At 72.8% G+C, this 17,738-nt stretch carries 21 protein-coding genes; 6 read left to right on the forward strand and 15 right to left on the reverse strand.

The window, feature by feature from the left end; all coding sequences use genetic code 11:
• Positions 1 to 66: 66 nt before the first annotated feature.
• From QQX09_RS13950 to glgA, 4 genes are all read right to left on the reverse strand, one after another.
• Positions 67 to 972, reverse strand: coding sequence for a sulfite exporter TauE/SafE family protein (locus QQX09_RS13950; protein ID WP_301135880.1), 906 nt, complete (start codon positions 970 to 972; stop codon positions 67 to 69).
• A gap of 88 nt (positions 973 to 1,060) precedes the next feature.
• Positions 1,061 to 1,534 carry an RrF2 family transcriptional regulator gene (locus tag QQX09_RS13955; protein WP_301135881.1) on the reverse strand — a complete coding sequence of 158 codons (474 nt, stop codon included), beginning with the start codon at positions 1,532 to 1,534 and terminating at the stop codon, positions 1,061 to 1,063.
• 8 nt (positions 1,535 to 1,542) lie between these two features.
• Entirely contained in the window at positions 1,543 to 2,325 is a 783-nt protein-coding gene (locus tag QQX09_RS13960; RefSeq protein ID WP_301135882.1) for an ABC transporter ATP-binding protein, read from the reverse strand.
• Positions 2,326 to 2,336: 11 nt separating this feature from the next.
• A complete protein-coding gene (glgA, locus tag QQX09_RS13965) occupies positions 2,337 to 3,539 on the reverse strand; it encodes a glycogen synthase (protein ID WP_301135883.1) in 1,203 nt (400 codons plus the stop codon).
• A gap of 69 nt (positions 3,540 to 3,608) precedes the next feature.
• Here glgA and glgC point away from each other — a divergent pair, with 69 nt between their 5' ends.
• Together glgC and serB are read left to right on the forward strand one after the other, a co-directional pair.
• Positions 3,609 to 4,850 carry a glucose-1-phosphate adenylyltransferase gene (gene glgC, locus QQX09_RS13970; RefSeq protein WP_301135884.1) on the forward strand — a complete coding sequence of 414 codons (1,242 nt, stop codon included), beginning with the start codon at positions 3,609 to 3,611 and terminating at the stop codon, positions 4,848 to 4,850.
• Positions 4,847 to 5,473, forward strand: a complete 627-nt coding sequence (gene serB / locus QQX09_RS13975; protein ID WP_301135885.1) for a phosphoserine phosphatase SerB — start codon at positions 4,847 to 4,849, stop codon at positions 5,471 to 5,473. The genes glgC and serB overlap by 4 nt, the downstream gene beginning before the upstream one ends.
• Before the next feature lie 235 nt (positions 5,474 to 5,708).
• On the opposite strand, the gene QQX09_RS13980 is transcribed toward serB, so the two are convergent.
• From QQX09_RS13980 to fabG, 4 genes are read right to left on the reverse strand one after another with little or no spacing between them, the layout of a single operon-like run.
• Positions 5,709 to 6,665: a glycoside hydrolase family 88 protein gene (locus tag QQX09_RS13980; RefSeq protein ID WP_301135886.1), complete on the reverse strand. Its 957-nt coding sequence runs from the start codon at positions 6,663 to 6,665 to the stop codon at positions 5,709 to 5,711.
• Positions 6,662 to 7,174: a SixA phosphatase family protein gene (locus QQX09_RS13985; protein WP_301135887.1), complete on the reverse strand. Its 513-nt coding sequence runs from the start codon at positions 7,172 to 7,174 to the stop codon at positions 6,662 to 6,664. Before QQX09_RS13985 ends, QQX09_RS13980 begins: the two co-directional genes overlap by 4 nt.
• A gap of 4 nt (positions 7,175 to 7,178) precedes the next feature.
• Positions 7,179 to 7,946 carry an enoyl-ACP reductase FabI gene (gene fabI, locus QQX09_RS13990; protein WP_301135888.1) on the reverse strand — a complete coding sequence of 256 codons (768 nt, stop codon included), beginning with the start codon at positions 7,944 to 7,946 and terminating at the stop codon, positions 7,179 to 7,181.
• A 21-nt stretch (positions 7,947 to 7,967) separates the two neighbouring features.
• A complete protein-coding gene (gene fabG, locus QQX09_RS13995; RefSeq protein ID WP_301135889.1) occupies positions 7,968 to 8,672 on the reverse strand; it encodes a 3-oxoacyl-ACP reductase FabG in 705 nt (234 codons plus the stop codon).
• Positions 8,673 to 8,743: 71 nt separating this feature from the next.
• On the opposite strand from fabG, the gene QQX09_RS14000 reads away from it, so the two are divergent.
• On the forward strand, positions 8,744 to 9,568 hold the full coding sequence (locus tag QQX09_RS14000; RefSeq protein WP_301135890.1) for an SURF1 family protein: 825 nt from the start codon (positions 8,744 to 8,746) through the stop codon (positions 9,566 to 9,568).
• A 90-nt stretch (positions 9,569 to 9,658) separates the two neighbouring features.
• On the opposite strand, the gene QQX09_RS14005 is transcribed toward QQX09_RS14000, so the two are convergent.
• Entirely contained in the window at positions 9,659 to 11,257 is a 1,599-nt protein-coding gene (locus tag QQX09_RS14005; protein WP_301135891.1) for an ABC-F family ATP-binding cassette domain-containing protein, read from the reverse strand.
• Between the two features lie 132 nt (positions 11,258 to 11,389).
• Here QQX09_RS14005 and QQX09_RS14010 point away from each other — a divergent pair, with 132 nt between their 5' ends.
• Positions 11,390 to 12,067, forward strand: a complete 678-nt coding sequence (locus QQX09_RS14010; RefSeq protein WP_301135892.1) for a biotin transporter BioY — start codon at positions 11,390 to 11,392, stop codon at positions 12,065 to 12,067.
• Positions 12,068 to 12,074: 7 nt separating this feature from the next.
• Here the strand turns inward: QQX09_RS14010 and QQX09_RS14015 are convergent, their stop codons facing one another.
• On the reverse strand, positions 12,075 to 12,887 hold the full coding sequence (locus tag QQX09_RS14015; RefSeq protein WP_301135893.1) for an alpha/beta fold hydrolase: 813 nt from the start codon (positions 12,885 to 12,887) through the stop codon (positions 12,075 to 12,077).
• A 92-nt stretch (positions 12,888 to 12,979) separates the two neighbouring features.
• Between QQX09_RS14015 and QQX09_RS14020 the strand changes: the two genes are divergently transcribed.
• Entirely contained in the window at positions 12,980 to 13,687 is a 708-nt protein-coding gene (locus QQX09_RS14020) for an energy-coupling factor ABC transporter ATP-binding protein (protein ID WP_301135894.1), read from the forward strand.
• Positions 13,684 to 14,433, forward strand: coding sequence for an energy-coupling factor transporter transmembrane component T family protein (locus QQX09_RS14025; RefSeq protein ID WP_301135895.1), 750 nt, complete (start codon positions 13,684 to 13,686; stop codon positions 14,431 to 14,433). The genes QQX09_RS14020 and QQX09_RS14025 overlap by 4 nt, the downstream gene beginning before the upstream one ends.
• Here QQX09_RS14025 and QQX09_RS14030 read toward each other — a convergent pair.
• The 5 genes from QQX09_RS14030 to QQX09_RS14050 form a co-directional block, all read right to left on the reverse strand.
• A complete protein-coding gene (locus QQX09_RS14030; protein ID WP_301135896.1) occupies positions 14,430 to 14,972 on the reverse strand; it encodes a DUF1697 domain-containing protein in 543 nt (180 codons plus the stop codon). The genes QQX09_RS14025 and QQX09_RS14030 overlap by 4 nt on opposite strands.
• Positions 14,973 to 14,976: 4 nt before the next feature.
• Complete coding sequence (locus tag QQX09_RS14035; protein WP_301135897.1) at positions 14,977 to 15,543, reverse strand: NADPH-dependent FMN reductase; 567 nt, start codon at positions 15,541 to 15,543, stop codon at positions 14,977 to 14,979.
• 114 nt (positions 15,544 to 15,657) lie between these two features.
• Positions 15,658 to 15,987, reverse strand: a complete 330-nt coding sequence (locus QQX09_RS14040) for a metal-sulfur cluster assembly factor (RefSeq protein ID WP_042215587.1) — start codon at positions 15,985 to 15,987, stop codon at positions 15,658 to 15,660.
• Entirely contained in the window at positions 15,984 to 16,469 is a 486-nt protein-coding gene (gene sufU / locus QQX09_RS14045; RefSeq protein WP_301135898.1) for a Fe-S cluster assembly sulfur transfer protein SufU, read from the reverse strand. The genes QQX09_RS14040 and sufU overlap by 4 nt, the downstream gene beginning before the upstream one ends.
• Entirely contained in the window at positions 16,466 to 17,737 is a 1,272-nt protein-coding gene (locus tag QQX09_RS14050; RefSeq protein ID WP_301135899.1) for an aminotransferase class V-fold PLP-dependent enzyme, read from the reverse strand. The genes sufU and QQX09_RS14050 overlap by 4 nt, the downstream gene beginning before the upstream one ends.
• Position 17,738: the final 1 nt, after the last annotated feature.

Here is a 17,738-nt window from a genome sequence, read left to right on the forward strand (position 1 = left end):
GCCCCCGCCCGCGGCGGGGGCCCCCCCCCCCGCGTCCGGGAGGATGACCCGTCCGGCGGGCCCTCGTCAGGCCGCGGCGGCCTCCGTCTCCTCGGCCCGGCGGACGGCCTGGTCCGCGCGGTGTCCGCGCCAGGCGCGGGTGATCGCCCAGGCCCAGACGGCGACGATCGTGGCGTACACGGCCCAGCCGTAGGGGGCGACCGCGGAGAGCGCGTCGGTGTGGAGCAGCGTGCGCGCGTTGGTGAGCAGGATCATGCCGCCGACGGCCGCGCCGAGCATGCGCGGCGGCACGTGGCGGACGAGGTAGGCGGCCAGCGGCGCGGCGACGAGACCGCCCGCGAGCAGCGCGAGCACCCAGCCGAAGTCGATGCCCGACGTGCCCAGGCCGACGAGGAAGCCGACGGACGCCGCCGCCGCGACGAGGAACTCGGACGTGTCGATCGAGCCGATCACCTTGCGCGGCTCGAGCCGGCCCGAGGCGAGCAGGGTCGGCGTGCCGATGGGGCCCCAGCCGCCGCCGCCCGTCGCGTCGACGAAGCCGGCGACGAGGCCGAGGGGGCTGAGGAAGCGGGCGCGCAGCGGCCGGGCGGCCTTGTCGGCGCTCACCTTCGTGCCGGTGAAGCGCGTGAGGACGTAGATGCCGAGCGCGAAGAGCACCATCGCCATGACGGGACCGGCCGCCTCGGTCGAGATCGTCGACAGGAACGTGGCGCCCGCGAACGCACCGATCGCGCCGGGGACGCCGACGCGCCACACCACGCGCCAGTCGACGTTGCCGAAGCGCGCGTGCGCGATGCCCGAGGCGAAGGTGGTGCCCACCTCCGCGAGGTGGACCGTGGCCGACGCGAGCGCCGGCGAGAGGCCCACGGCCAGCATGAGCGTCGAGGACGTGACGCCGTAGGCCATGCCGAGGCTGCCGTCGACGAGCTGGGCTCCGAAGCCGACGATCGCCACCAGGACGAGAGTGCGCATGAGTGGTCTCCGCCCCGAGCCGGGCGCGGACGCGCCCATGAGTCAGGGTGGACCAAACCATACCCACCTAGTAGGTAGGAATCAATCCCTACTCGCCAAGTAGGTTGATCTGCGCGTCCTCCCACGCGGCCTGGTCCTCGACCAGCTCACGGATCTCCCCGGGCAGCTCGCCCGACGCGAGGTCCGCGACGGTGACGCGCTCGAGCACCGCGCGGATGCTCGCGCGCACCGCGACCCAGATGGTGAGGAGCTCGGACGCGGCCCCGTCGTACTCGAGGCCCGAGGGGCGCTCGCCGCGCACGAAGACGAGCGGGCCGTCGACCGCGCGCACGACGTCCGCGAGGGTGATCGACGCGGCCTCGCGCGCGAGGCGGTAGCCCCCGCCGATGCCGCGCTGGCCGACCACGAGGCCGTCGTCGCGCAGCGACGTGAGGATGCCCTCGAGGAACTTGCGCGGGATGCCCTGGCTCGACGCGATCTCGCCGGTGGTGCGGGGCGCCTCGGCGCGCGCGAGCTCGGCAACCGCCCGGAGGGCGTAGTCGGCGCGGGCCGAGACCTTCACGGCGACCCCTAGGCGCGACGCGCCGAGTAGCGGCCGCCCGATCCGCTGAGCTCGACCGGCATGCCGTAGGTGGCGGTGAGGTTCTCGCTGGTGAGCGTCTCGGCGACGGGGCCGGCGGCGACGATCTGCCCCTCGCGCAGCAGCATGACGTGGGTGAAGCCCACGGGGATCTCCTCGACGTGGTGGGTCACCATGACGATCGCGGGCGAGCGGTGGTCGCCCGCGAGCTCGCGCAGCGCCTCGAGGAGCTCCTCGCGGCCGCCGAGGTCGAGGCCCGCGGCGGGCTCGTCCAGCAGGAGCAGCTCCGGGTCCGGCATGAGCGCGCGTGCGACCTGGACGCGCTTGCGCTCGCCCTCGCTCAGCGTGCCGAACTCGCGCTGCGCGAAGTCCTCCATGCCGAAGGCCCACAGCAGCGCGTCGGCACGGTCCTCGTCGAAGTCGTCGTACTGCTCCTGCCAGCGCCCCGTGACCCCGTACGCGGCGGTCATCACGACGTTGCGCACGGTCTCGTGCGGCGGGATGCGGTCCGCGAGCGCCGCGCTCGACAGGCCCACGCGCACGCGCAGCTCGCGGGTGTCGGTGTCGCCGAGGCGCTCGCCGAGGATGGTCGCGACGCCCTCGCTCGGGAACATCCGCGCCGCCGCGATCGACAGCAGCGTGGTCTTGCCCGCGCCGTTCGGACCGAGGATCACCCATCGGTCGGAGTCGGCCACGCTCCAGGACACGTCCCGGAGGATCTCGTTGTCATCTCGGCGCACCCGCACGCCCTCGAACCCGAGCACCTCAGTCATGGCAGGTGAGCCTATCCAAGAATCGAGCGGTAGACGCTCAGCGTCCTCTCGCCGATCGCATCCCACGAGAAGCTCTCCGCGGCGCGGCGCCGGCCGGCCTCCCCCATGACGCGCGCACGGGCCTCGTCCGCGACCATGTCCGTGAGCGCGGCGGCGAGGTCGGCGGCGAAGCCCTCGGGGTCGAGCGGCGTGCCGGTGCCGTCCTGCTCCTGCTCGATCGCGACGAGCGTGCCGGTCTCGCCGGGCACGACGACCTCGGGGATGCCGCCGGTCGCGGTGGCGACCACGGGCAGGCCGACCGCCATGGCCTCGAGGTTGACGATGCCGAGCGGCTCGTACACGGACGGGCAGACGAACGCGGTGCACGCGTCGAGCACCGCGACGAGCTCGTCGCGCGGCAGCATCTTCTCGATCCACACGACGCCGTCGCGCTCCTCCTGGAGCTTCGCGACCGCTCCCGAGACCTCGGCGGCGATCTCCTTGGTGTCGGGGGCGCCGGCGCACAGCACCACCTGGATGTCCCGGGGGAGGCGCTCGACCGCCTTGAGGAAGTACGGCAGGCCCTTCTGGCGGGTGATGCGGCCGACGAACACGATCGCGGGACGGCTGGGGTCGATGCCGTGCTCGGCGACCACCGCATCGGCCTTCGCGCGCGCCTCGTCGGTGGACGGCGCGGCCCACGCGTCGACGTCGATGCCGTTGTGGACCACGAGCACCTTGCCGGGGTCGACGTCCGGGTAGCAGCGCAGCACGTCCTGGCGCATGCCCTCCGAGACGGCGATGATCCCGTCGGCGGCCTCGTACGCGGTCTTCTCGATCCAGCTCGAGACGCGGTAGCCGCCGCCGAGCTGCTCCGCCTTCCACGGGCGCAGCGGCTCGAGCGAGTGCGCCGAGAGCACGTGCGGGATGCCGTGGAGCCTCGCGGCCAGGTGGCCGGCCATGTTCGCGTACCAGGTGTGCGAGTGCACCAGGTCGGCACCGCCGCAGTCCTTCGCCATAGGCAGGTTGTGCGCGAGCACGTCGAGCGACGCATCGCCCACCCCGCCCCCGAGCGCGTCGTAGCCGGTGACGCCCGGCTCGTCGCGCGGACCGTCGAACGCGCGGACCCGCACGTCGAGGTGGCGGCGCAGCACGGCGGCCAGCTCGGTGACGTGAACTCCGGCGCCTCCGTAGATGTGGGGCGGGTACTCGCGGGTGAGGATGTCGACGCGCATGACCCCACGCTAGCGGCTCGCCCGGCGCAGAGCCTGCGACCGCCCCGCTTCGCCCCCTATGCTGGCTGTATGCCAGCGCAGAAGGTTCTCGCCATCGTCCTTGCAGGAGGTGAGGGCAAGCGCCTGATGCCCCTCACCGCAGCCCGTGCGAAGCCGGCGGTCCCGTTCGGAGGGACGTTCCGCCTGATCGACTTCGCACTGAGCAACCTGGTCAACTCGCGGTACCTGCACGTCGTGGTGCTCACGCAGTACAAGTCGCACTCGCTCGACCGCCACATCGCCCGCACGTGGCGCATGTCGCCGCTGCTCGGCAACTACGTCGCGCCGGTGCCGGCACAGCAGCGCCGCGGGCCCCACTGGTACCTCGGCAGCGCCGACGCGATCTACCAGACCGTCAACATCATCGAGGACGAGCAGCCGGACATCGTCGTCATCGTGGGCGCCGACCACGTGTACCGCATGGACTTCTCGCAGATGGTCGACGCGCACATCGCGTCGGGCGCGGACTTCACGGTCGCCGGCATCCGCCAGCCGATCTCCCTCGCGGACCAGTTCGGCGTCATCGACATCGACCCCGAGAACCCGGACCGCATCCGCGCGTTCCTCGAGAAGCCCAAGGACCCGGACGGCCTGCCCGACAGCCCCGGCGAGATCCTCGCCTCCATGGGCAACTACGTCGCCAACGCCGACGCGCTGCTCGAGGCGCTCACCGCGGACGCGGACAACCCGGCGTCGAAGCACGACATGGGCGGCGACATCGTCCCCCACTTCGTCGACAAGGGCACGTGCGGCTTCTACGACTTCATCCGCAACGACGTGCCGGGCTCGACCGACCGCGACCGCGACTACTGGCGCGACGTCGGGACGCTCGACATGTACTACGACGCCCACATGGACCTCATCGCGGTGCAGCCGGTCTTCAACGTCTACAACGACCAGTGGCCGCTGCACCAGGGGCTCATCACGCACCCGCCGGCGAAGTTCATCCACTCCGAGGAGGGCCGCCTGGGCCACGCCGCGGACTCGATCGTCTCCCCGGGCGTCATCGTGTCGGGCGCGACCGTGACCGGCTCGGTGCTGTCGCCGGGCGTGCGCCTGCACTCGTGGTCGACGGTGTCGGACTCCGTGCTGCTCGACGGCGTGCAGATCAACCGCCACGCGCAGGTCCACCGCGCGATCCTCGACAAGAACGTCGTCGTCCAGGAGGGCGCGCGCGTGGGCATCGACCGCGAGGCCGACATCGCGCGCGGCTACACGGTCACGGAGTCGGGCATCACCGTCGTGTCGAAGGGGACGGTCGTCGCGGCATGAGGCTGTGCGTCCTCGACGTCGACTCCACCCTGATCACCGCCGAGGTCATCGAGCTCATCGCCGCCCGTGCGGGCACGCGCGAGCTCGTGGCCGAGATCACCGAGCGTGCCATGCGCGGCGAGCTCGACTTCTCGGCCTCGCTCAAGGAGCGCGTGGCCACCCTCGCGGGGGTGCCGGACACGGTGTTCGCCGACGTGCTCGCCGAGGTGGAGCTGACCCCCGGCGCGCCCGAGCTCGTCGCGGGGCTGCAGGCCGCGGGCTGGGAGGTCGCGCTCGTCTCGGGCGGCTTCGCCGAGGTGGTGGGTCCCCTCGCGGCGCGCTTGGGCATCACCCGCTACCGCGCCAACCGCCTCGAGGCGGCCGACGGCGTGCTCACCGGCCGCACCGTCGGGACGGTGATCAACCGCGAGGTCAAGGCGGAGACGCTGCGCGCGTTCGCGGCGGAGGTCGGCTGCCCCCTCGAGGACGCCGTCGCGATCGGCGACGGAGCGAACGACCTCGACATGATGGCCGTCGCGGGCCTGGGGATCGCCTGGCATGCCAAGCCGATCGTGCAGGAGAAGGCCGACGTGGCCCTCAACGCGCCGCGCCTCGACGCCGCGCTCGACATCATCCTGGGCTGACCGCCCGCGATCGTCGCGCACACGGGAACATCTGTGCGGCGTCCTCCCGCTATTTATGCAGGATGCGACGGCGAGGCCACCGCGCGCCCGCACCAAGGTGCATCAATAGCGGGAGCATCGCGGAACGTCTACCGGACCCGCGCTCGAGGGCACGGACCGGCGACGTGACGGCGGTGGAAACCAGTCGCCGCGCGGAAGCCAGGCGCGCGGCCGCCTCACCTGCGGCGCCGCAGGATCAGGACAGGCGACGGCGCGCGGCGATCGCCATGATCGCGAAGGCCTGCGCCTCGGCGCTGCTCCCCTGCCGGTCGAAGCCGGGGGCGCCGCACACCTCGCGGACGATGCCGTCGTCGCCCACGTGCGCCAGCGCGGCGTCCGCCCAGCGGGCCGCATCGTCCGCGTACGAGGCGGGCAGCCAGCCGTCGGCGACGCCGGTGAAGGCGGCATACGCGAGCATGAGGCCGGCGCAGCCGTCGACGAACGTGGACGGGTCGTCGAGCACGTCGTGGAAGCGGCCGTCCGTCCGTACGTGGCGCGCGCAGGCGTCGATGAGGGCGCGGGCGTCGTGCTCCCAGCGGGTGCGGACAGACTCGGCCTCGACGCCCAGGTGGAGCGCCCGGGCGAGGCCCGCCGCGACCCAGCCGTTGCCGCTCGCCCAGAACGCGTCGCGGGCGAAGGTCCGCGTCGCCATGTCGAAGCGGTGGCGGTAGAGCCCGGAGGCCTCGTCCCACAGCTGCTCGCGGTGCATCCGGTGCTGCATGTCCGCGGGCGCGAGGTCGCCCGCCGCGACGAGCGCGGGCACCACCATGTAGACGGCGTCCGCCCACACCTCGGCCGAGCCCTCGAGGTGGTGCAGCACGCCCCAGTCGTCGCGCGGCGAGAACCGCAGCAGCCACCAGCGCTGACGCTGCGCGGCCTCCGCGGCCGCCGCATCGTCCTCGCCCAGGGCGAGCACCGCCTCGAGCAGCGAACCCGAGTTCACGGCCGCCGCATCGTCCATCCCGCCCAGCTGGCCGTCCGCGTCCTGGCGCACGACGGCGTCGCGCGCCAGCAGGCGCGCGAGTTCCGTGTCGCCGTCGTCGAGCGCGGCGTGCGAGGCGACACCCTGCTCCCAGCCGAAGCGCTGCATCGCGAGGAGGGCGCGCCACAGCGGCGCGGTGTCCTGCGCGATGCGGGAGGGGCTCCCGCTCACTCCTCGACGTCGCGGCCCGACAGGACCGCGGTGAGGCGCCCGCAGCGCGACGTGATCTCGGTCCACGGGCAGTCGAACTCGAGCACCGCGGCGGTCGCCGTGGGCAGCCCGTGCGCGACGCGCTGGAGGGCGCTCTTGTCCGAGCCCTGGCCCGCGAGGTGCGCGGCGGCGGCCGACGAGGTCGGCTCGTGCCCCACGACCACGACCGTGTCCGCGTCGCCCGCGCCCTTGAGGACGTCGAGCAGGCCGGGCACGTTGGTCTCGTAGAGCTCGTCGTCGAGCACCGTCTCGCAGCCGGCGAGCGACGTCGACATGAGCTTCCACGTCTGCTGCGTGCGGTTGGCGGGCGACACCAGCGCGAGGGTCGGGGTGAGGCCGGCCTCGGCGATCACCTGGCCCAGGCGGGTGGAGGCCTTGCGACCGATGAGCTCGAGGGCGCGGTCGGCGTCGCTCAGGCCGGCCGCGGGGGCCTCGGCCTTGGCGTGGCGGGCGAGGATCAGCGTAGGCACGGTGTCACTGTCCCATGGCGTGCACGCCGCCGTCTACGTGGATCATCTCGCCGGTGGTGGCGGGGAACCAGTCCGAGAGCAGGGCGGTCACGGCGCGGGCGGTCGGCTCGGTGTCCGACGAGTCCCATCCGAGAGGAGCCCGGTCGCTCCAGTTGCCCTCCATCTGGTCGAAGCCCGGGATGTGCTTCGCGGCGGTGGTCTTGATGGGTCCGGCCGACACGACGTTGCAGCGGATGCCCTGCGGGCCCAGGTCGCGCGCGACGTAGCGGTTGACCGCCTCGAAGGCCGCCTTGGCGACGCCCATCCAGTCGTACACGGGCCATGCGAAGCGGCCGTCGAACGTGAGGCCCACGATCGAGCCGCCGTTGGTCATGAGCGGCGCGGTCGCCTGCGCGAGCGCCTTGAGCGAGTACGCGGAGATGTGCATCGCGGTCGCGACGTCGTCCCACTCGCCCGTCATGAAGTTGCCGCCCATGACCGACTGAGGCGCGAAGCCGATGCTGTGCACGACGCCGTCGAGGTGCGGCACGTGCTCGCGGACGGCGTCCGGCAGCGCGGCGAGGTGCTCGGGGTTCGTCACGTCCAGCTCGACGACCTTCGCCTCGACGGGGAGGCGGCGGCCCATCGCCTGGGTGATCTTGAGCGAGCGGCCCACGCCGGTGAGGACCACCGTGGCGCCCTGCTCCTGGCTCAGGCGTGCGACCTCGAACGCGATCGAGCCCTCCGTGAGGACGCCGGTGACGAGGATGTTCTTGCCTTCGAGAATGCCCATGCTTGCTCCTTGGGGGAAGAGTCAGTGGCCCATGCCGAGGCCGCCGTCGACGGGCAGCACCGCGCCCGAGACGTAGCCCGCGGCGTCGGACGCGAGGTAGACGGCGGCGGCGGCGACCTCGGCGGTCGAGCCGAAGCGCTTGGCGGGGATGGTGTCCGCGTACTGCTTGACGGTGTCGTCGCCCAGCTCGGCGGTCATGTCCGTGGTGATGAAGCCCGGCGCGATGACGTTCGCGGTGATGCCGCGCGCGCCCACCTCGCGGGTGACGGAGCGGGCCATGCCCACGAGCGCCGACTTCGAGGACGAGTAGTTGACCTGGCCCGGGTTGCCCATGAGACCCACGACGGAGCCGATGAGGACGATGCGGCCGAAGCGCTCACGGATCATCGAGTTGACCGCGCGGCGCACGCAGCGGAACGTGCCCGTGAGGTTGACGTCGAGCACCTGCTCGAAGTCCTCGTCGCTCATGCGCATGAGGAGGCCGTCGCGCGTGATGCCGGCGTTGGCGACGAGCACCCGGACGCGGCCGTGCTGCGCCTCGAGCTCGTCGAAGGCGGCGTTGACGGCGGCGGTGTCGGTGACGTCGGCGATGGCGCCGGTGACGCCGTCGGGGAGGTCGCCTCCGCGGTAGATCGTGGACACGATGTCGCCGTTGGCCACGAAGGCCTCGGCGATGCTGCGGCCGATGCCGCGCGCGGCACCGGTGACGAGGACGTGGCGGGTCATGGGGCCACGCTAGCGGAGCCGGGGACCGATGCGCGAAAGCGCCGGGCAGGCGCGGCACTAGCATCGTGCGGGTGACCACGCCCTCCCTCGCCTCGCGCATCCTGCGCGTCGTGGGCATCGTGGCGCTCGCCCTCGCGGTCTCGGCGGTGGCCGTCCGCGCGGGCTTCTGGCAGCTCGGCCGGCACGAGGCGCGGTCCGCCGCGATCGCCGCCTACGAGGCCAATGCGGCCGCTGCGCCCGCCTCGCTCGACGAGGCGGTCGGCGCGGACGGCACGGTGAGCGCCGACGAGGAATGGCGGCTGGTCGAGGTGACCGGCGTCATCGACGCGGGCTCGCAGACGCTGCTGCGCAACCGCCCGGTCGACCGCACCGCGGCCTACCAGCTGCTCGTGTGGCTCGACACCGACGACGGCCGTTCCCTCCTGCTCAACGCGGGCTGGATGCCGGTGCCCGGCCCCGACGCGGATCCGGAGTGGCCCGAGTATCCGGCGGGCGAGGTGACCGTCACCGCGGTGCTGCGTCAGAGCGAGCCCGACGACGGCCGCCGCGACTCGGGCGCCACCCGCATCACGCCGGCGCAGATGCCCGAGCCGGACGGGACGCCGATCGACGGCTACGGGATGATCCGGGAGGCGTGCGACGCCTCGGGCTGCGTCGACTCCTACGCCGCACAGGTCCCGCTGCCGACGCTCACCCTGGGTCCGCACCTCGCGTACACGTGGCAGTGGTTCGCGTTCGCGCTCATCGCCCCCGTGGCGGGCATCATGCTCGCGCGCCGCGAGTGGCAGGCGACGTCAGGCGACGATGCGCCGGCCGGTCCGCCCCGCGAGCCTCGCGAGCCGCGCCGGCGGCGCCGCGCCGAGCCCTCCGACGAGGACATCGAGGACGCGCTCTAGCCCGTCGACTGCCCATGACGAAGGTGACAGGTGTGACGGGGCGCCCCGCACCCGGTTGTCACATCCTTCACATGCTTCATCGGGAATCGCTCAGGCGAGGGAGATGAGCTCCCGGTAGGACTCGTTGTAGAGGTCCTCGACCGCGTCGGGCAGGAGCAGCACGCGCTCGGGCTCGAGCGCCTCGACGGCGCCCTCGTCGTGCGTCACCAGCACGACCGCGCCCTCGTAGGTCCTCAGCGCGCGCAGGATCTCCGCACGCGAGGCCGGGTCGAGGTTGTTGGTGGGCTCGTCGAGCAGCAGCACGTTGGCCTGCGACACGACCAGCGTCGCGAGCGCGAGGCGGGTCTTCTCGCCGCCCGAGAGGACCTTCGCGGGCTTGTACGCGTCGTCGCCGATGAAGAGGAACGAGCCGAGCACGTTGCGCACCGCGGTGTCGTCGAGGTCGGGCGCCGCGTGGCGGAGGTTCTCCAGGACGGTCGCGTCCATGTCGAGCGTGTCGTGCTCCTGCGCGTAGTAGCCGAGCTTGAGGCCGTGGCCGGGCTGCACCTCGCCGGTGTCGGGGTCCTCGACGCCGCCGAGCAGGCGCAGCAGCGTCGTCTTGCCGGCGCCGTTGAGGCCCAGCACCACCACGCGCGACCCGCGGTCGATCGCGAGCTCGACGTCCGTGAAGACCTCGAGCGAGCCGTACGACTTCGACAGCTCGGCGGCGCGCAGCGGGGTCTTGCCGCACGGCGCGGGGGTCGGGAAGCGCAGCGCGGCCACGCGATCCTGGACCCGCTCCCCCTCGACGCCCTCGAGCATGCGCTCGGCGCGCTTGGCCATGTTCTGCGCGGCGACGGCCTTGGTCGCGGTCGCCTTCATCTTGTTGGCCTGGGCCATGAGCGCGGCGGCCTTCTTCTCCGCGTTGTCGCGCTCGCGGCGGCGGCGCTTCTCGTCGGTCTCGCGCTGACGGAGGTAGAGGTCCCAGCCCAGCGCGTACTGGTCGAGCTCGCCGCGGTTGGCGTCGAGGTGGAACACGCGGGTAACGGAGGCGCGCAGCAGCTCGACGTCGTGCGAGATCACCACGAGGCCGCCGGGGAAGCTCGCGAGGAAGCCGCGCAGCCACACGATCGAGTCCGCGTCGAGGTGGTTGGTCGGCTCGTCGAGCAGCAGCGTCTCGGCGTCCGAGAAGAGGATGCGCGCGAGCTCGACGCGGCGGCGCTGGCCGCCGGACAGCGTGCCGAGCGGCTGGTCGAGGATGCGCTCGTCGAGCCCCAGGTTCGCGGCGATGCGCTGCGCATCGGACTCGGCCGCGTAGCCGCCGGCAGCGCGGAAGCGCTCCTCGAGACGCGGGTAGGCGTTCATCGCCTTCTCCATCACCTTCGGGTCGGGGCTCGCCATGCCCTCCTCGGCCTCGCGCATCTTCGTCAGCAGCCCCGCGAGGTCGCGCACCGACAGGATGCGGTCGAGCGCGCGCTGCGTCGGCTCGCCCTCGCGCGGGTCCTGCGGCAGGTAGCCGATGCTGCCCTTGTGGGTCACCGAGCCGCCGGTGGGCTGGCCCTCGCCGGCGAGCAGGCGCGTCATGGTGGTCTTGCCTGCGCCGTTGCGGCCCACGAGACCCACCCGGTCGCCGGGTCCGATCTGGAAGCTGGCGGGGTGCACCAGCACCCGCGCACCGATGCGGATCTCCAGATCCTTGGCGATGATCACACGTTCTCCCTGCTGCCGATGCGGCGGTCCTTGTCGCGTCCCCACAACGTTTGCGCACCCTCGACAGAACCCGGACCAGGGGACATGGTGCGCGGGTAGGGTGACCGGCGTCCATTATCCCAGGGGGTCCCCATGGCTCAGCACCGCGGCCTCACCGGCCAGTCCATCGCGCTCGTCGCCGTCTTCGCCGGCCTCATCGCCGCCTCGACGCTCGTGCCCGAGGTCGCGCTCATCGGCGGCGTGCCGCTCACGCTGCAGACGTTCGCGATCGTGCTGACCGGCCTGGTGCTGGGCCCGTGGCGCGCGCTCGCCGCCGTCACGCTCTACCTCGGGCTCGGCTTCGTGGGCGCGCCCATCTTCGCCAACGGCGCCGCGGGCCTCGTGGTGCTGACCGGCCCGACGGGCGGCTACCTCATCGGCTTCGTGCTCGCCGCCACGGTGCTGGGGGCGCTCGCGCAGGTGCTCGCCCGCCGCGGCGTCCTGGCGCGCCGCGGCATCGCGACGGCCTCCCTCATCGGCATCGGCCTCGTGTCGATCCCGCTGGTCTACGTCGTGGGCGTGCCGTGGCTCGTGTGGCGCACCGGGATGCCGATGCTGCCCACGGGCTGCTCGGACGCGCTGCTCGACTGCGTCTCCGGCGTCACGGTCGGCGTGCTGCCCTTCCTGCCGGGCGACATCCTCAAGGTGGTCGCGGCGGGCATCGTCGCCGCCGCCATCCACCGCGCCTACCCGGGGCTGCTGGGCTCGGCCCGCCGCGCATCGTCCCGCGTCACGGACCCCGAGGACGAGGCGGCCCGCACCACCGCGTAGGCCGGGCTCACCCGTCGAGGAAGTCCGCGGTCACCGCGACGTAGTCCTCGGGATGGCTGACGTGCGGCACGTGGCCCGCGCCGTCGAAGGCGTGCAGCCGCACGTGGGGCAGCGCGTCGGCGAGGGCGGCGCAGATCCCGACGTACATGGGTGGTGTCTCGCCCCCGTAGGTCAGGAGCAGCGGCCGGTCCAGCGAGAGGAACGGCTCGACACCCATGCCGATGACGCTGTCGGGGTCGCGGAGATCCGCGAGGAAGGCGGGCGCGTGCTGCACGAACCGCGCGCGTCCCGCCTGTGGGAGCGACGCCCAGGTGCCGGGCCCGATCGCGGTGTCGACGAAGAGCGCGGCGCCGCCCTCGTGGTCGCCCTCCTCGAGGAGCGCACGCACGGCGGCGTAGGCCTCGAGCACGCTCGCAAGCACGTCGGCGTGCTCCTCGCTGCCGGCGAGCGCGCCGAGCAGCGGCGGCTCGTGAGCGGCGACCCGCCGCACCAGGTCGGGACGCTCGACGGCGAAGGCCATGGCGACGACCGCGCCGTACGAGAAGCTCGCCACGTGCACCGGCCCCAGGTCGAGCCGCTCGACGAGCTCGACGAGATCAGCGACGTCGCCGCGCACCGACCGCTCCCCCGTCCCCGCCCCGCTGTGGCCGTGCGCGCGGCGGTCGTAGGCGACCACGCTGAACCGCTCGGCGAGGCCGGGCAGCGACTGCTCCCACGTGAGGGACTCGGTGAAGCCGCCGTGGATGAGCACGAGCGGCTCGCCCTCGCCCGCGGACTCGTAGTGCAGCTCCGTCCCGTCCGGCATCGTCACGACGGCCATGCGCACCCCCCGGTCGCTCCCCACGATCGTCGCAGACGCGGCGGCGCGGCGGGCGATTTCGGGCGCGGAAGCGCACCGCTTACCCTTGACGCATGATCGAGTTCAAGGACGCGGCCGTCGTCGCGCCCGATTCCGGGGTGCCGATCCTCGAGCCGACGACCCTCACCCTCACCGAGGACCGCATCAGCATCATCGGCGCGAACGGCTCGGGGAAGTCGACGCTCGCGCGTCTCATCAACGGCCTCGTGCTGCCGGTCGAGGGCTCGGTCGAGGTCGACGGCCTCGACACGCAGCGGCACGGCGCCCAGGTGCGCCGCAAGGTGGGCTACCTCTTCACCGACCCCTCCGCGCAGCTCATCATGCCGACCGCCGTCGAGGACGTCGCCCTGTCGCTGCGCCGCCTCATCAAGAACCGCACCGAGCGCGAGGAGGCCGCGATGTCGGCCCTCCGCGAGATCGGTCTCGCCGCGAAGGCGGACGTGTCCGTCAACGCGCTGTCGGGCGGCCAGCGCCAGCTCCTCGCGCTCGCGGGGGTGCTCGCGTGCACCCCGTCGATCGTGGTCGCCGACGAGCCCACCACGCTGCTCGACCTGCGCTGGCGCGCGCACGTGGGCGCGCTGCTGCGCTCGCTCCCCCTCCAGGTCATCGAGGTGACGCACGACCTCGACTCGGCCTCCCGCGCCGAGCGCACGCTCGTCGTCGACCTCGGCCGCGTCGTGTTCGACGGCGACCCCAAGGAGGCCGTCGGCGTGTACCGCGACCTCATGTTCGGACGCGCGAGCCAGGGCGCCACCGCGTGATCTCGCTGCTCGGCATCTACCGGCCGCGGCGCACCCCGCTGCACCGGGCGCCCGTGTGGTTCAAGATGCTGCTGCTCGTCGGCGTCTCCATCACGTCGATCGCCGTCTCCGACCCCGTCACCAGCATCGGCATCACCGCCGCGTGCCTGCTCCTGCTCGCGTCGACGCTGCCGCCTCTCAAGGCGACCCTCAAGGGCATGGGGGCGATCATCCTCATCGCGGCCCTCACCACCGTCTTCCAGGTGCTGCGCGGCGAATACATCCGCGCGCTGGACCTCGCAGGCGACATCGTGTCGGTGGCCGCGCTCGCGCTCGCGGTGTCGAGCTCGACCTCGATGGGCGCGATGCTCGACTTCGTCACCACGCTGGCGCGGCCGCTGCGCTGGCTGCTGCCGCCGGAGAGCATCGGCGTGATGGTGTCCCTCACGCTGCGCGCGATACCCGAGGCCGCCCAGATCCTCACGGAGTCCCGCGTCGCGGCCCGCGCGCGCGGCATGGACCGCTCACCGCGCGCGATCCTCATCCCGTCCGCGTCGCGCTCGGTGGGCTTCGCGCTGCAGCTCGGTCAGGCGCTGCACGCCCGCGGCATCGCGGAGCACGGCCGGGCGGCGCGCATCGAGCCGCGCCAGGTGACGGAGGACGATGCGCCGCCGCCGGTGCTCGCGGAGCCCCCGGTGCGCGAGGCGCACCACGACGAGGAGCCGGCGCCCGTGCGTCCCGCCTCCCGTCGCGAGCGCCGCCGCTAGGCCTCGTCGAGCATCGCGACGAGCCGCGTGGTGGTCGCCCAGTTCCTGATGGTCATGTCCTTGTAGACGGGCTTGGTCGCGATGGACGACATCCGGCTGCGGGTGCGCTGCGCGCTGAGGCGCCGGAAGTACACGACGCCCTCCCCCGCCCAGCCCGCGTCCACGCCCTCGCGCATGCTGAACTCGCCGAGCGCCTGGCGCGCGTCGACCCCGGGACGGAGGAACGCGACGTCCGAGTGGTAGGTGTCCGGCTCCGTGCCGAAGCCGGCCGGCGCCTCGTCCACCGCCGCCCGCATCGTCGCCGCGGTCACGGCGACCACGACGGTGTCGACGTCGAAGTCCTCGAGCAGCACGCCCGCGACCAGGTCGGCCACGCCCGCCTCGTCGAGGTGCGGGGCGTCGAGCAGGACGTTGCCCGACTGGATGTAGGTGCGCGACGGCGCGCCCCGCGCGTCCAACAGGTCTCGGAGCTTGGCCATGGGCACGGCGTTGCGGCCGCCGACGTTGATGCCGCGGATGAGCGCGACGTGGGATGTCACGGGCTCAGCCGCGGGGGAGGACGGTGAGCACGCGGACGATGTGCTCGCGGAACTCCCGCATGAAGCCCTCGAGGAAGACCTCGATCTTCGGGTCGGTCACCTCGCCGTCCTCGGTCACGAGGCCCGGGGTGAAGGTGATGTACGCCTCGGGCGCGGTCATCTGGCGGGCGTTGCAGAAGCTCAGCACGGCGCGCAGGCTCTGCTGGCCGACGGCCGTGCCGATGCGTCCGGGCGAGGCGCCGATGACGGCCGCGGGCAGGTGGTGGAACGAGTTCTGGCGGGACGGCCGGGACGCCCAGTCGAGCGCGTTCTTCAGCCCGCCCGGGATGGACCGGTTGTACTCCGGGGTGACGAACAGGACGGCGTCCGCCGCGGCGATCGCGTCCTTGAGCGCGACGGCGGCGGGCGGGAGGTCCGCGTCGTAGTCGGGGCTGTAGAGCGGCAGGTCCCCGATCGGGATCTCCACGAACTCGAGGTCGTCCGGGGCGAGCCGGATGAGCGCCCGGCTGAGGAGCCGGTTGATCGAGCGGGACGACAGGCTGCCGACGAAGTATCCGACCGTGTAGACCATGGGGGCTCCTCGCGACGGGGTCTCCCGAGCATCGTCACATCGACGTCGCGGCCCCGCAAGCGCCGAGAGCCTCCCCTCCCACGCGGGGAGAGGAGGCTCTCGTGACGATGCGGCTCAGACGTTGAAGCCGAGCGCCCTCAGCTGCTCGCGGCCGTCGTCCGTGATCTTGTCGGGGCCCCACGGCGGCATCCACACCCAGTTGATGCGGAAGCCGTCGACGAGCCCGGAGAGCGCCTGGCCCGCCTGGTCCTCGATGACGTCCGTGAGCGGGCACGCCGCCGACGTGAGCGTCATGTCGATGACCGCGTGACGGTTCTCGTCGAGCATCACCCCGTAGACGAGGCCGAGGTCGACGACGTTGATGCCGAGCTCGGGATCGATGACGTCGCGCAGCGCCTCCTCGACGTCCGCGGCGTTGGCAGGGGCCTTGGTCTCCTCGGTCATGCCTCTCCTCCTTCGACGGCGGCGCCGGACGATGCGGCGCGCGCCTGGATGAGCGCGTCCCTGAAGGCCATCCAGCCCAGCAGGGCGCACTTGATGCGTGCAGGATACTTGCCGACCCCGACGAACGCGGTCGCATCGCCCAGCAGGTCCTCACGTTCCTCGTCGAGCGGCTCGCCCTTCGCCTGCATGAGGGCGCGGAACGCCTCGTAGATCTCGTCGGCGGTGTCGAGGGACTCCCCCTCGAGCAGCTCCGACAGGACCGAGATCGAGGCCTGCGAGATCGAGCAGCCGTGGCCCTCCCACGCGATGGCCGCGACGGTGTCGCCCTCGACGCCCACGCGCATCGTCACCTCGTCGCCGCACGTGGGGTTGACCTGGTGCGACTCGCCGCGGCCGGGCGCGGTGAGGTCGACGAGGCCGCGGCCGTGGCCCTCGCGGGCGTGGTCCATGATGACCTGCTGGTACATCGCCTCAAGGCTCATACGGTGACTCCGAAGAACTCGCGGACTCCGGCCAGCGCCTCGACGAAGGCGTGGGCGTCGTCCTCGGTGGTGTAGACGTGCGCCGAGGCGCGGGTCGAGCCCGTGAGCCCCAGGCGCCGGTGCAGCGGCTGCGCGCAGTGGTGGCCCACGCGCGCCGCGATGCCGCGATCGTCGAGCACCTGCCCGACGTCATGCGTGTGCACGCCCTCGACGGCGACCGCCGCGAGGCCGAGCACGTCGAAGCGCTCGGGGTCTCCGACGGGGCCGATGAGGCGCACGCCGGGCAGCGCCGCGGCCCCCTCGCGCAGGATCTGCGCGATGCGGGCCTCGTGGCGGGCGACGTTCTCCATCCCGAGGTCCATGAGGTACCGCGCCGCGGCGCCCATGCCCACCGCCTGCGCGACGGGCTGGGTGCCGGGCTCGAAGCGCGTGGGCGCCTCGAGCCACGTGGTGGTCTCCATGGTGACGATCGCGATCGCCCCGCCGCCGAAGACCGACGGCGGCAGCGCGTCGAGCAGCTCCTTGCGGCCCCACAGCGCGCCCACCCCGGTGGGCCCGAGCATCTTGTGCCCGGAGAACGCCATGAGGTCCACGCCGAGCTGTGCGACGTCGACCGGGATGTGCGGCACCGACTGGCAGCCGTCGAGCACGACGAGCGCGCCCACCTCGTGCGCGCGGCGCACGATCGGCTCGACGTCCGTGATGACACCCGTGACGTTGCTCGCGTGCGTGAACGCGACGACCTTGGTGTTCGCGGTGATGACCTCGGACAGGCCGTCGAGGACCAGCTCCCCCGCATCGTCCACCGGGATCCACGCGAGCTCGGCGCCCGTGCGCGCGGCGAGCTGCTGCCACGGGATGAGGTTCGCGTGGTGCTCGAGCTCCGTCACGACGATGCGGTCCCCGGGTCCGACCCGGAAGCGCTCCGCCTCGGCGCCGCCGGCGCCGAGCGACGCCTGCAGCATGCCGTTGGCGACGAGGTTGAGCGCCGCGGTCGCCCCCGACGTCCACACGACCTCGTCGGCCGATGCGCCGATGAGCTCGGCGACGGACGCCCGCGCGGTCTCGAACGCGTCGGTCGCCTCCTCCGCGAGCAGGTGCGCGCCGCGGGCGACGGCACCGTTGTGCTCACGGGAGAAGGCGGCCTCGGCCTCGAGCACGGCGAGCGGCCGCTGCGCGGTCGCGCCGGAGTCGAGGTACACGAGCGGCCTCCCGTTCCTCACCGTGCGGGTGAGGATCGGGAAGTCGTCGCGCAGGTCGGGGAGCATC

It is taken from the genome of Demequina litoralis (genome assembly GCF_030418455.1).
In the GTDB taxonomy this organism is placed as follows: domain Bacteria; phylum Actinomycetota; class Actinomycetes; order Actinomycetales; family Demequinaceae; genus Demequina; species Demequina litoralis.

Bases quoted from the DNA above. Each gene is read 5' to 3' on its own strand.
- QQX09_RS13950 (WP_301135880.1), bottom strand. From the start codon at position 972: ATGCGCACTCTCGTCCTGGTGGCGATCGTCGGCTTCGGAGCCCAGCTC.
- QQX09_RS13960 (WP_301135882.1), bottom strand. From the start codon at position 2,325: ATGACTGAGGTGCTCGGGTTCGAGGGCGTGCGGGTGCGCCGAGATGAC.
- glgA (WP_301135883.1), bottom strand. From the start codon at position 3,539: ATGCGCGTCGACATCCTCACCCGCGAGTACCCGCCCCACATCTACGGA.
- glgC (WP_301135884.1), top strand. From the start codon at position 3,609: ATGCCAGCGCAGAAGGTTCTCGCCATCGTCCTTGCAGGAGGTGAGGGC.
- serB (WP_301135885.1), top strand. From the start codon at position 4,847: ATGAGGCTGTGCGTCCTCGACGTCGACTCCACCCTGATCACCGCCGAG.
- fabI (WP_301135888.1), bottom strand. From the start codon at position 7,946: ATGGGCATTCTCGAAGGCAAGAACATCCTCGTCACCGGCGTCCTCACG.
- fabG (WP_301135889.1), bottom strand. From the start codon at position 8,672: ATGACCCGCCACGTCCTCGTCACCGGTGCCGCGCGCGGCATCGGCCGC.
- QQX09_RS14010 (WP_301135892.1), top strand. From the start codon at position 11,390: ATGGCTCAGCACCGCGGCCTCACCGGCCAGTCCATCGCGCTCGTCGCC.
- QQX09_RS14015 (WP_301135893.1), bottom strand. From the start codon at position 12,887: ATGGCCGTCGTGACGATGCCGGACGGGACGGAGCTGCACTACGAGTCC.
- QQX09_RS14020 (WP_301135894.1), top strand. From the start codon at position 12,980: ATGATCGAGTTCAAGGACGCGGCCGTCGTCGCGCCCGATTCCGGGGTG.
- QQX09_RS14035 (WP_301135897.1), bottom strand. From the start codon at position 15,543: ATGGTCTACACGGTCGGATACTTCGTCGGCAGCCTGTCGTCCCGCTCG.
- QQX09_RS14040 (WP_042215587.1), bottom strand. From the start codon at position 15,987: ATGACCGAGGAGACCAAGGCCCCTGCCAACGCCGCGGACGTCGAGGAG.
- sufU (WP_301135898.1), bottom strand. From the start codon at position 16,469: ATGAGCCTTGAGGCGATGTACCAGCAGGTCATCATGGACCACGCCCGC.
- QQX09_RS14050 (WP_301135899.1), bottom strand. From the start codon at position 17,737: ATGCTCCCCGACCTGCGCGACGACTTCCCGATCCTCACCCGCACGGTG.